Annotated in this window: 9 protein-coding genes and 1 pseudogene; 1 reads left to right on the top strand and 9 read right to left on the bottom strand. The window is 53.4% G+C overall.

What is annotated here, in order from left to right; translation table 11 throughout:
- The 9 genes and pseudogenes from POG22_RS07460 to trmFO form a co-directional block, all read right to left on the bottom strand.
- Positions 1-645, bottom strand: a pseudogene (locus POG22_RS07460) (hypothetical protein); the annotation flags it as partial.
- 2 nt (positions 646-647) lie between these two features.
- On the bottom strand, positions 648-2,225 hold the full coding sequence (locus tag POG22_RS07455) for a beta-barrel domain-containing protein (protein WP_063714872.1): 1,578 nt from the start codon (positions 2,223-2,225) through the stop codon (positions 648-650).
- 45 nt (positions 2,226-2,270) lie between these two features.
- Positions 2,271-5,258, bottom strand: a complete 2,988-nt coding sequence (locus POG22_RS07450; RefSeq protein WP_498904499.1) for a peptidase domain-containing ABC transporter — start codon at positions 5,256-5,258, stop codon at positions 2,271-2,273.
- Positions 5,255-6,010, bottom strand: a complete 756-nt coding sequence (locus POG22_RS07445; RefSeq protein WP_017659246.1) for a peptidylprolyl isomerase — start codon at positions 6,008-6,010, stop codon at positions 5,255-5,257. Before POG22_RS07445 ends, POG22_RS07450 begins: the two co-directional genes overlap by 4 nt.
- Positions 6,011-6,504: 494 nt before the next feature.
- Positions 6,505-7,683, bottom strand: a complete 1,179-nt coding sequence (locus POG22_RS07440) for a transaldolase (protein ID WP_017659244.1) — start codon at positions 7,681-7,683, stop codon at positions 6,505-6,507.
- A 70-nt stretch (positions 7,684-7,753) separates the two neighbouring features.
- On the bottom strand, positions 7,754-8,140 hold the full coding sequence (locus POG22_RS07435) for a cyclic nucleotide-binding domain-containing protein (RefSeq protein WP_063714870.1): 387 nt from the start codon (positions 8,138-8,140) through the stop codon (positions 7,754-7,756).
- Between the two features lie 304 nt (positions 8,141-8,444).
- A complete protein-coding gene (locus POG22_RS07430; protein ID WP_063714869.1) occupies positions 8,445-10,079 on the bottom strand; it encodes an alpha-D-glucose phosphate-specific phosphoglucomutase in 1,635 nt (544 codons plus the stop codon).
- A 106-nt stretch (positions 10,080-10,185) separates the two neighbouring features.
- Positions 10,186-10,380 (bottom strand): hypothetical protein, encoded by a 195-nt coding sequence (locus POG22_RS07425; RefSeq protein WP_063714868.1) that lies wholly within the window; start codon positions 10,378-10,380, stop codon positions 10,186-10,188.
- 159 nt (positions 10,381-10,539) lie between these two features.
- Positions 10,540-11,865 (bottom strand): FADH(2)-oxidizing methylenetetrahydrofolate--tRNA-(uracil(54)-C(5))-methyltransferase TrmFO, encoded by a 1,326-nt coding sequence (gene trmFO / locus POG22_RS07420; RefSeq protein ID WP_063714877.1) that lies wholly within the window; start codon positions 11,863-11,865, stop codon positions 10,540-10,542.
- A 64-nt stretch (positions 11,866-11,929) separates the two neighbouring features.
- Between trmFO and POG22_RS07415 the strand changes: the two genes are divergently transcribed.
- Entirely contained in the window at positions 11,930-12,070 is a 141-nt protein-coding gene (locus POG22_RS07415; protein ID WP_498904497.1) for a hypothetical protein, read from the top strand.
- The last annotated feature ends 573 nt before the right edge of the window (positions 12,071-12,643 follow it).

The raw sequence follows: 12,643 nt of genomic DNA, 5'->3' as shown, positions 1-12,643 counted from the left end.
GAGGGGGAGAGGGGAAGAGGGGGAGAGGGCTTTGGGGTGTTTACGAGTTTTTGAGATTGCGGAAATTCCGAGAATTCCGTAGATTAAAGCAATTGTCGGAACAATCCAAATTCCTTCGGGGCGGGTGTTCCAAAACAGGGCGAGAATTAATCCCAGGATGAGGGAATCGAGTAAAAAACGCCGTGGGTTGTCGCTATCTTTTAGTAGATTTAACAAGCCAGCGACGATCGCAGCCGTCAAGGGTAAATATAAAACTTCTTGTAAGGTTTGGCGGTTCCAATGGTAAGAAAACGGTGCGAAATTATAAAGAACTAACCATAAAAGTATAATTTGAGGTCTGCGAACCCAACGATACAACGCGGCTGCCAGAAATCCTCCCGCTGCTAAATAGAAAAATTCCTGAAAAATTCTCAGAGGAATTCCCAGCAGATAACTTAAAGCGATAAACCCTGGATATCCCGGTTGTCGGGCTAACACTAACTCACCGTAAGGAACGTTAGCGTCTAGCAGGTTCGACGCCACAATAACGTAGCGCAGATGGTCGTGGGTGGCGGGAAAGGCACGAATGGGAAGGTGAGCGATCGCCCACAGCTTTAGCAAAGCTAAAGCGATCGCCCACAGCCAAATCGAACGACGCAAACTCATTCCTAACGGACGTTTTCGAGGCTGCGCGTGCCTTTGGTGAACTTGTCGAGGAAGATACTCAACACCGTGCGATCGCGAACTTTAATATTGGCGCTCACGGCCATCCCCGCTTGCAGGGGAATTTGTTTGTTGGTCTCGCCGATCTCAAAATACTGTTGGTCGAGTTCGATCGTCACCGGGAACGCATAAAACGGACGGTTTTGTTCGGGTTCTAAAACGTCTTCGCCAATGGAGACCAATTCGCCGGGAATCGTTCCGAATTCCGTGGCGGGGAAGGCATCGATTTGAATTTCGACTTCCATTCCTTCTTCGATAAACCCGATATCTTTGTTGGTCACGAAGACGTTCGCTACGAGGCTGCTGTCGGGGACGATCTTAATCACCGGTTCGCTGGTATTGAGGACGAATCCCGTAATTCCCTGTTCTTCGTTGGCGGCGAAGTTGGGTAGTACCTCGAACACCACGCCGTCAATCGGCGATCGAATCTCAGTATAGTCCAGTTCTTGCTCGGCTCGCGCCAGTTGGCTAGTCAGCTGCGTGTCTTGCTTCTGGTTTTCCGCAATCACCTGATAGGCTTCCCGTTGCGCCGCCGCTAACGTGCTTTGCAAGCGGGAATTGGTTTCGGAAATCGACGCACGCAGCCGTTGTTCTTCACCCAACAGACGGTCTTTTTCCGAGCGTCTGGATAACAAGTCCGATTGCAAACTGGCAATTTCAGCTTCGCGCCGTTGCTGCGCGTCTTGCAGTTGCGTAATTTCCGCTTGACGTTCGAGGATTTCGTCTTGAGCGCTCGAAACTTCCCGTTCGCGAGTAATCACCTGTTGGCGCTGGCGCGTCACCTGCAAACGAGCGATTCCCCCTTCTTCGAGAAGCGGTTCCAAATCTGCCAAAACAGCCCGGTCTTCGGCTAACAAGCCTCTGGCTTGTTCGAGTCGTTGTTCGGCTTCCGAGAGGCGTCGTTGGGCGGTACTTAACTGTTGGCGATCGGCAATGCGACCGTTTTCAGCAATATTTAAGCGGTTTTGCGCGTTGTCGATTTGGGCGTCTGTGGCGGCGATTTGCCCTTGCACCTGCGTCAGTTGCGCTTCGAGTTGGCGGATTTGGCTTTCCGTGGCCGCCTGTTGCGCGTCTAACTCCCGCTGGCGAGCTTCGACACGCTGTTGCTGGGTGCGATCGAACTCGCCGCCGCTACCAGAATACGTCAATCCTTCCACTTGAGCTTGATAGGCTCGGGCTTCGCTACGGCGTTGGTCTCTGGCTTCTCGCAGCGATTCCACCGAAGCCCGAGACACTCTCGAATCGAGAGTTAACAACAAATCCCCTTCGCTGACCTCCTGTCCGCCTTCGACGTGAATTTCGCGGACAACGCCACCGGTCGGAACTTTAATTTCTTTGACCGATCCTTCGGGTTCGAGCTTTCCTTGAGCGGGGACGGACTGGTCGATTTTGGCCAGGGACGCCCAGACCAATCCCGAGGTGGTAATTCCGACGATCAACCAAATAAAGGCTCGCGTCCAAAACGCGGGTTGTTCGAGGATGACCGGTTGGTCTTGAATCGTTTCGAGTCGTTCGATAGTCATGGTTTTCTTGGCTGGAGGGGTACGAATCGCACCCCCGTCCCTATTTTATAACTGCGATTCTTGCTGTTGGTACAGACAGTAGTAACGTCCTTTTAGTGCCATTAACTCTTTGTGGGTTCCCTGTTCGACTAAGGCACCTTGGTCCATCATCAAGATGGTATCTGCATTTTGTACCGTGGGCAGACGGTGGGTAATGAAGAAGACGGTTCGTCCTTTGAACTCCTCCACCAAGTTCTGACAGACCAAACTTTCGAGGTTGTAGTCGAGGGCGCTGGTGGCTTCGTCGAGAATCAGCAGGCGCGGTTTTTGCAGCACCGTCCGGGCGATCGCGATCCGTTGTCGTTGTCCTCCCGACAGTGCCGAACCCCGCTCTCCGACAATGGTGTTATATCCCTGGGGCAACGTCATGATGAAGTCGTGAGCGGCGGCCACTTTCGCGGCGTCGATGATTTCGTCGTCGCTGGCTTCGGGGTTGTTCAGGGCGATATTGGCTTTGACGGTGTTGTTAAACAGCAGCGTGTCTTGCAGGACGACCCCAATTTGACGGCGCAGGGAGTAGAGTTCGACTTTGCTGATGTCGTAGCCGTCGATTTGAATGCGTCCGCTTTCGGGAGCGTACAGTCGCTGTACCAGTTTCATCAGGGTACTTTTCCCGGAACCGCTCTGTCCGACGATGCCCACGAACGACCCGGCGGGAAACTCGACGTTGACGTTGGCCACTTGTAACGGGCCGGTGGGGTTGAAGCGGAAACAAACCTCTTCAAATTTAACGTCTCCCTCGATGTTCGGTAGGGGGATGTTGAGGCGATCGCTCTCGTCGCTTTCGGGTTCGGAACCGAGGATGTCTCGCAGACGTTCGACGGACATTCCCACTTCTTGGAAGCTCTGCCACACCTGTACGAAGCGCAACAGCGACCCGGTGACGTTTCCGGAAATAATGCGGAAGGCAATCAGCTGACCGAGAGTCAGTTCGTTTTGCAACACCAGGTACGCCCCCACCCACAGCAGTAACAAGCCAGAAAGTTTGTTGAGAAATCCGGCGATGGAACTGGCGGCGGTGTTAGTCAAAATGGTACGGAACCCCGCGTTCATATATCGCGCGTAGCGTTCGTACCAGTTCCAGCGGGAGGTCAACTCGATGTTTTGCGCCTTCACCGTCTGAATCCCGTTGAGGGTTTCGACGAGGTACGATTGAGCGTCGGCGTACCGTTCGGCCCGTTTCCGCAGCAGTCGCCGCACGATGGGGGAGACGAACACGATCAAGGCGGTGAAGAAGGGAACGGTAATCAACGCCACGAAGGTTAAGGTCAAGCTGTACGTGACCATCACGGCGATGTACACCACCGAGAACACGGCATCGAGAACCACGGTCAGAGCGGTTCCGGTGACGAACTGACGGATGTTGGCGAGTTCGTTCACCCGTCCGGAGATGTCCCCGACTCGTCGTTTGTCGAAGTAGTTCAGGGGAAGTCTAAACAGGTGGTCGATGACTTCCGAGCCGAGGGTCAAGTCGATGCGGTTGGTGGTATCGACGAACAGGTAGGTTCGCAAGCTATTGAGGAGAGCTTCAAACAGCGCCACCCCGATCATGAAAATCCCCAACACGTTGAGGGTATCGATGCTGCGCTGTCCCAAGACTTTGTCGATGATGACCTGGGTGAGTAGTGGGTTCGCCAGTCCGAAGAGTTGGACGAAGAAGGAGGCGATGAAGACCTCGATGAGAACTTTTTTGTAGCGCAGCAGGGAGGGGACGAACCACCAGAAGCTGAATTTTTCCGATTGGTCGCCTGCGGGGGGCTGCACGAGGACGACTTCGGCGGTGTCCCCTTCGATAATTTCGGCAACTTGTTCGGGGGTGCGGTGGAGGATGCCGATTTCGGGAACGGCTAAGATGATTTCTTTTTCGCTAATGCTGTAGATGACGGCGTAGCTGTCTTGCCATTTCATCATACCGGGGGCTTTCAGCCGTCCGATCGCGTTGGTGGGAACTCTGGCCAGTTGAGCGCTGACGCCGAGGGTGGGCATAATCGTCCCGCAGCCGTAGAGGGAAATTGCCCCTTTGCTTTTGAGTTGTTGTTCGAGGAGTTTGCGAACGGCGTCTTTGCGGAAGTTGATTCGCATATGCTTGCACAGCATATGGAAACACGCCAGGGGAGACCCGATCGGACCGCTCCCGCGCACGTGGGGATATTTCGGCGGCGGTGCGAGGGGGTCTCGCGGGGGTTCGGGGGGACGCGGCGGTGCTTCGAGAACGCCAGCGAGTTCGCTGCTTTGTCCGTTGGTGGGGACGAGTTCTCCGTCTCTTTCTTCGGTGGGGACGGGAAGGGGGGATTTGACGGTTTTCGGCCAGACGACGCCGACGAGTCTCGTGGGTTCGGGAAGGGGGGTGCGGGAGAATCCATCGAGTTCGATGCGACTGCCGATGTCGGCTTCGCCGATTTTACCGCGACTGACGAGCCAGATGCGGCTGCGATCGAGCTGGCTGGGGTCGAGTTGGTGTCCGGCGGGCAAGTCGAGGACGCTCGCGTGAGGCCAGAGGTCGTAAGATAAGTCTTTAATGTTGGAACTGGTGTCGGCCCGGCGTTGCAGTTCGGCGCTGGCTAACTCGAACACTTCGCTGATGCTGGGGTGTTCTCGCACGGCGCGATCGAATTGGGATTCGGCGTCGAGACAGGCGCGGAAGTCGTTGACGTTGATGTTGATACAGACGGTTTCGCTCGAGGCGATCGCCGTTTCGCAAGGTAGATCTCGCACGACACCGATCCAACCGAGGACTTCTCCTTCTCCGACCAAACGTAGGCTGACGGATTTGTTTTGTCGGCGATCGAACCCGAGAACTCGGACTTGTCCTTGGTAGATAATGGAGATTTGCGCGGGCATTTTGTCCCGCACTAAAATCGGTTGACCGATACGATAGCGTAACAGTTGGGCTTTGGCTGCTAACTGACGCCGGGTTTCGGGAGTCAGGCGATCGAACGGCGCTGTTTTGGCCAGAAAGTCTGAAATTTGAGGTTGAGACGTTGTCTGAGTCATGCCGATGGTGAAAGTGAAGACAGCCGATCGAACTCCGCAGAGACCAGTTTTTGGAGTTCTGCTTGCATCCAACTCGCGTACAGTTCGTCGAGCATTTGCGATCGCATGGTGTCGTCGAGTTGGGCGGGATGGAATTCTTCTAGGCGAACGATGATAAACCACTCTGCCAGGGCGCGGGGCGGCCAAAGCTGTCCGGGTTGGCTCACCGACAGCAGTTTTCCAATGGCCGGGTGAGGTCGGTTGAGGGGAACCGGACCGAGTTTTCCTCCGGTTCTCGCTTCGGGACCTTGGGAGTAGTCTCGAGCGCATTCTTCAAAGGTTTGTTCGCCTTCTTGAATGCGGTAATACAATTCTTGAGCCAGTCCGTCGTCTTTGGTGCGGATGAGGGAATAAATCACGCGATCGAGGCTGCTTTTGCGGGTCATAAAGTGCGATCGCACTTTGTTTCCCCAGATATCTTCTTTGAATTTTTGTAGCAGGACGGGACGCACGGCGATTTCTTCGAGTTCGGCAGGGGTCATACCATGAGCTTTCAACCATCCCTGCTGAGCTTCCGGAGAAGTGAGTTGGTGTTGCTGACAAAACTGTTGGAGGGCTGCTTGTTTTTCTTCGTCGGTGCAGCTGTAATCGGCAATGGCGCGATCGACGACCAACCCCTGGAGAAATTGGGGCATTAGTTGGTAGCGTTTGAGCAGTCTCGGAATTTCGCTTGCTAGAATTTCGCGATCTCCAACTCGAAAAACGTCAGTCATCTCTCGTCTTAATGGTTTAGCCACAATCGAGCTTCGCCGGTCTTCGCAAGCGGTGACACTCCCGTCGGTTTGGCAGGCCAATTCGCTCTCGATGACGGCGTCCGCTCCTCTCCGTACAGCCATACTAATCGATCTCGTTACGCAGCGGCGTTCGAGCAACACTCACTTTACAATAAAGGTCGTTCGCTCGGTTGTTACGACTCGTTTCTCGGACTGGATGTTCCAGTAAGGAAGCTGGGGAGATGACTCGATGATGAGACGATCGGATTCTGAGATCGCCCCATCATGCCATTACCCGTCGTGGTGCAGAAAATTTGTCAAAACAAGGTATTGACAAATAGCGTGAAATATGCAGTCACGATTTTCGATGTCTGGCTGCACTTCGCTCCCCTTTGAATTCGTTCGTCTTCCCGCCTGCGATCGGGCAGGGAACGATTCGCTATAACTCTCGATCGAAAAAGAGTTTGAGGACTTTTCTGCACCTTCTAATCCCATCACTTGACTTCTAGTAAAAACGCCGCCCCGAGTCCGGCCGCCATTTCTTCGGGGGCGATTTTTCCGTCGCGGTTGACGTCGAGGGCGTCGAAGACAGCATCGGTTCCCGACCATTCTTCTCGGGTGATGAAACCGTCGCCATCGAGGTCGTACACGCGAAACATTTCTTCAGCGGCGCGATCGACTTTGTTTTGGTTTTCCAGTTTTTCGAGACGTTCGGCTAATAGCGTTTCTAACAACTCGAGGGCTTTGGAAAATCCTTGAATGCCTTCGGCTAGTTTTTCTGACGCCATGCGATCTTCGGCGTGGAGGCGATCGAAGGTTTCTTTGTCTACTGACAGCCGTTCGATCTCCATCTGCTGGGCGGTGTCGGGGGACAGTTTTCGCGGCAGTTCGCCGACGGTACTTTGCAGTTCTTGTAGTAACGCTGGGGAAATCGTCAGTAAGTCGCAACCTGCGAGTTCGAGAATTTCACCGATGTTGCGGAAACTCGCCCCCATGACTTCGGTTTGGTAACCGAATTTTTTGTAATAGTTGTAAATTTCCGTAACCGATCGCACGCCGGGGTCTTCTTCGGGAGCATAACTGTCTCGTCCGGTGTTTTTCTTGTACCAGTCGAGAATGCGGCCGACAAAGGGAGAAATTAAGGTCGCTCCAGCTTCGGCACAGGCGACGGCTTGGTGAAATCCGAACAACAGGGTCAGGTTGCAGTGAATGCCTTCTTTTTCTAAGACTTCTGCGGCTCGAATCCCTTCCCACGTCGAGGCAATTTTAATCAGCACGCGATCGCGCGAGACGCCAACGGCTTCGTATTGGGCAATAATTTCTCGGGCGACGTCGATGGTCTTTTCGGTATCGTAAGACAGTCTGGCATCGACTTCAGTGGACACTCGCCCCGGAACGATGTCGAGTATTTTCAATCCGAAGGCGACGGCGAGACGTTTGAAGGCTAAGTTCGCCACCTCGGAATTTGACGCGTTCGCCCCGGCTTCTTGGCGAGCGGCTTTTAAGGTATCGTCCACGATGCCTTGATATTGAGGCATTTGGGCCGCAGCGGTAATCAGGGACGGGTTAGTGGTGGCGTCGCGAGGGGTAAAGGCTTCGATCGCTTGAATGTCTCCGGTATCGGCGACGACGATCGTCATTTCCCGCAGTTGTTCGAGTAAGGTCTCAGTCATAATGATAGTTCTCAATATCTAAGGACGCGATCTGAAGACTCGTGCTCAAGTGAAGTGTTGAGTTCTTATTTTATGCTTCCTCTCGATATTGGGGGTGTTTGAAACGACGCAATCGCACCGATAGGCTGTGCATGATTTCGATGGCGAACATGGGAGTTGTCTGTATGGCAAACAGGAATCGCTCTCGATCCATGACGGCGAGGGTGCAGTCGGTGTTGGCGATCGCAGTCGAGGCTCGCGTTCCGTGGGGATACAAAAGCGCACCTTCGCCGAACACGTCGCCTTTTTCGATAACCTCGACGGGGCGTCCGTCGATGTGTAATTCGACGGTTCCTTCGATGATGCCATACATGACATCTCCAGGTTGACCGTCTTCAAAAATGACTTCTCCGGCGGTGAAGCGGTCGGGTTCGGGTTGTTTTTGGAAGATTTCGACAGTTCTAGAGGGGTCTAACATAAAACGGTTCGAGATGGGTGTTCACAGCTCGTATCGAGGTGCGATGGACAATATTTTGGCAGTAATACGCGATCGCTCGCTAAAATCTCGTTCCGATCGCGTATTCTCGAGAGCGATCGCCTCGATTTGAATTTTAACTCGAGCGACTTCGAGTATTATTTTTTTTATCCCTCGCAGTTATTGACAAAAACAATGTTGTGTGATATTGACGAGGTCGTATTGTTTCCCCATAGGGGGGTTGCAGACAACGCCCCTAGGTCGGGGAATTTCCAAGAGACAAACGGACGATTCGAGGTTGCCAGACCTAGGTAATCACGGTGGGTTTGTCCATCCCAGTATGTTTGCGAATTTGCGCGACATCTTCGGCGATTTGAATGAAATCCGCCAAAGCGGTTTGGGTGTCCGTATCGTGTTGGCTGGCGTCGGGTTCGTAACTTTCCAAATACAGCCGCAGCGTCGCCCCTTGGGTTCCCGTTCCCGAGAGGCGGAAGACGATGCGAGACCCGTCGGTAAAGCCGATGCGAACGCCTTGGTTTTTACTGACGCTGCCATCTACCGGGTCGGTATAACTGAAATCGTCGGCGTATTTGACTTCGTAGTTGCCGAAGGTTTGTCCCGGCATCGAGTCCAGTTGCGATCGCAAGTTCTCCATCAACGCCGTCGCACTATCTTTATCCACGGCTTCGTAATCGTGGCGGGAGTAGTAATTGCGTCCGTAGGTTTTCCAATGTTCGCGGACGATATCTTCAACCGACTGCTCTCGCACGGCCAAAATATTCAACCAAAACAGTACCGCCCACAAGCCGTCTTTTTCCCGAACGTGGTTCGATCCCGTTCCGAAACTTTCCTCGCCGCAGAGGGTGGCTTTTCCAACGTCGAGAAGGTTTCCGAAAAACTTCCATCCCGTCGGCGTTTCGTAGCAGTCGATTCCCAATTTCTCCGCCACGCGATCGACCGCCGCACTCGTGGGCATCGATCGCGCCACGCCAGCCAACCCGTCTTTATATCCCGGAACTAACGTCGCGTTGGCTGCCAAAACGGCCAAGCTGTCGCTGGGAGTGACGAAAAAGTTTCGTCCTAAAATCATATTGCGATCGCCGTCGCCGTCAGAAGCCGCGCCAAAATCGGGGGCGTTGTCGCCGAACAACAATTCGACTAAATCGTGGGCGTAAACCAAGTTCGGGTCGGGATGGCCGCCGCCGAAATCTTCTAGAGGTATTCCGTTTTGAACGGTTCCCTCCCTCGCACCGAGACGGTCTTCTAACAAAGCTTTCGCATAAGGTCCGGTGACGGCGTGGAGAGCGTCGAAACTCATGCGAAACTTGCCGGACGTCACGAAATCCCGAACGCGATCGAAGTCGAACAACGACTGCATCAAATCGGCGTAGTCGGCTACCGGGTCGATAACTTCAACGGTGGTCTCGCCGAGTTGAACGATCGACAGCGTATCGAGATCGATATCGGAGGCTTCGATAATTTGATAGCCTTCGATAGTCTTACTCGCCTCGTAAATCGCCGAGGTCACTTTTTCCGGTGCCGGTCCGCCGTTGCTGGTGTTGAATTTCACGCCGAAGTCGCCTTCAGGACCGCCGGGATTGTGACTGGCCGATAAAATAATTCCGCCGAAGGCTTGGTTTTTCCGAATCAAACAAGAGGCGGCAGGAGTCGAGAGAATGCCTCCCAAACCCACGAGAACTCGTCCGACGCCGTTGGCGGCCGCCATTTTTAAAATGGTTTGGATGGCGGTGCGGTTGTAGTAGCGACCGTCACCGCCGAGAACTAGGGTTTTTCCTCGATAGTCGTCGAGGCTGTTAAATATCGATTGGATGAAGTTTTCCAGGTAGTGACGTTGCTGGAAAACCGGAACCTGTTTTCGCAGCCCAGAGGTTCCGGGTTTCTGGTCGCTAAACGGTTGTGTCGATACGGTGTGTACGTTCATAAATCGGCGCACTGCAATCGAGATCTTTGACAACACCATATCAAAGGCCGTGCGCCGTTGTGGTTTTCTTGGTCTTCCGTTAACCTACCGCCTCGGAAATTTGCGGTCACTCCATGGCCAACCATCCTCGACGGACAGCGTGAACGAGTCGGTTGACGGCAGTGAGGTCGTCTGGATGTAACTGGCCGTTGAGAAAGGCGTCTCGCAAGCCGTAGCGTCCGTTTTCGGTCAGGCGGCCTGACGACCACGCCTGAAAGAATAGTTCCGCCACGGATGGAGGAGGAGAAAATTTCTCGTTCATGAAATTTCTGAACCTAATAGAGCGTTTGCTAAAACGGTTTTTATATCTGTGTTTAATTTTACCGATCGCTCTACAGGCTGTGCGATCGCGATCGCAATGAGATAGAGATCGCGATCGCAGACAAAGAGTCAGGTTTAGACAGTTTTCGGGAATTCCACCTTACACCGTCGCCGTTTGTTTCAATCGCGTCGCCCACTGCATCAAGGTTTCGAGGGAGCGATCGCGATATTTTCCGTACCGTTCCCGTTTGTTTCTAACTTTTTGTTGCAATGGCGGTATGATGCCGAAATTTGGCGGCATCGGTTGGAAATGTTTCGGCGAAGCCGAAGTAATAAACTCCACTAACGCCCCCATCATCGTGGTCTCGGGAAGCCAAACCGCTTCGAGTCCTAACGCCACTCGCGCCGCGTTCGTTCCCGCCAACCATCCCCCGGCGGCGGCGGCGGTATAGCCTTCGGTTCCCGTGAGTTGTCCGGCTGCTAGAAGCGTCGATCGCTCTCGAAATTGCAGGGTGCGATCGAGCAGTTCGGGAGAATTAATAAAGGTGTTGCGGTGCATCACCCCCATCCGCACGAACTCGGCGTTTTCCAACCCCGGAATCAACCGAAACACCCGTTTCTGTTCCCCCCAACGCAGGTTGGTTTGAAATCCCACCAGGTTCCACAACTGCCCGGCTTTGTCCTCTTGGCGCAGTTGTGCCACGGCGTAAAACTTCTCGTCGTGACGCGGATCTCGCAGTCCCACGGGTTTTAACGGACCGTAGCGCATGGTGTCTTCGCCCCGCCGCGCCATTTCTTCGATGGGCAAGCAACCTTCAAAGAATTTCGCTGTTTCGCGATCGAACTCCTTCAACTCGGCTTGCTCGGCTTGACAGAGTTCTTGCCAGAAGTGCAGGTACTGTTCCCGGTTCAGGGGACAGTTGACGTAATCGGCGTCGCCTTTGTCGTAGCGAGAGGCGCGAAACGCTACGTCGAAATCGATCGAATCGCCCACCACGATGGGACTGGCGGCGTCGAAAAAGCTCATGTACTGACTTCCCGTAAACCGCTGTAAATCTTCGGCGAGGGATTCGCTCGTCAGCGGTCCGGTGGTCAACACGACCACGCCGTCTCGGGGAATTTCGCGAATTTCTTCTCGACGCAGTTCGATGAGGGGATGGTTCGCTAGAGTTTCCGTGAGGTCTCGGCTGAAGACGCCGCGATCGACCGCTAAGGCACCGCCGGCCGGAACGTCGTGTTCGTCGGCTTTTCCGATGACGATCGACCCCAAGCGGCGCAGTTCTTCGTGAAGCAGTCCCGCCGCGCGATCGCTGGCTTTGGCACCGAAGGAGTTGCTACAGACGAGTTCGGCCAGATCTCCGCTGTGGTGTGCCGGAGACTGGCGTTCGGGGCGCATTTCGTACAGTTCCACGGGAACGCCCCACTGGGCGACTTGCCACGCGGCCTCGGTGCCGGCGAGACCTCCTCCAATGACTCGGACTTTCATAAATTCTCGATGTTTGTTGCGGTCAGGGGCGATCGTGGTTTCGGTGCTTCGATCGCGTTTTCCCATGCTAACACTGTCTTTCGGCACCTCGGGAGCGATCGTGTTAGCCAGTCTCGCTAAACTTCCCCGTTTGAGAAGTTACCCGATCGGCCAACTTCCCCGAATTCCCCAATTAGAGAATCTCAAATCTTTTTCGCACTTCTGATTTCGAGAAATTCCCGTTTTGATGCGGATATATCGACAGTTTAGACGGAAATTTGGAGATTTTTGTAAGGCAACGGCAAGACTCAGGAATTTATCCTATAAAAAAAACAGCCTAGAATCCCTTTATCTTTCAGAGCAGTCGGTTTGCGCCCGTTTGTTATTCTGATTGCGTTTCGGTCAATTTTCGATATCACTCGAACATTGCTCGACGTTTTTCTGGCAAAATTTTAGCAAATACCCTAAAATTAAAAAATGATAAACTGTGTTTTTTTATATCTATACACTTGATTTTTAAAACAACAAAACCAATTCATAGGGGTTTCAGCCGATCGAATTTCGTTACAATTCCAGCTTACCCCAAAAAACCCCCGTTCTCGCGATCCGAGTTTTGGGTGTCTAAGCAGAAATCAATGAAAACAAAAATTAAATAATTGAAACTTATATAGTACCGAATTCCAACCCCCAGTCGCCGCGATTTCCTCAAATCGTGAACCCCCTCAACCCTCCCCCTTTCCTCACACAGAATCCGAATCTCAACGCTTCGACTCCGCTCAGACTCAACGCTGAGCGGAGT

The sequence above is a fragment of the Geitlerinema sp. CS-897 genome (genome assembly GCF_028368005.1).
Lineage (GTDB): Bacteria > Cyanobacteriota > Cyanobacteriia > Cyanobacteriales > Geitlerinemataceae > Baaleninema > Baaleninema simplex.
This window is presented reverse-complemented; position numbering and strand designations above follow the sequence as displayed.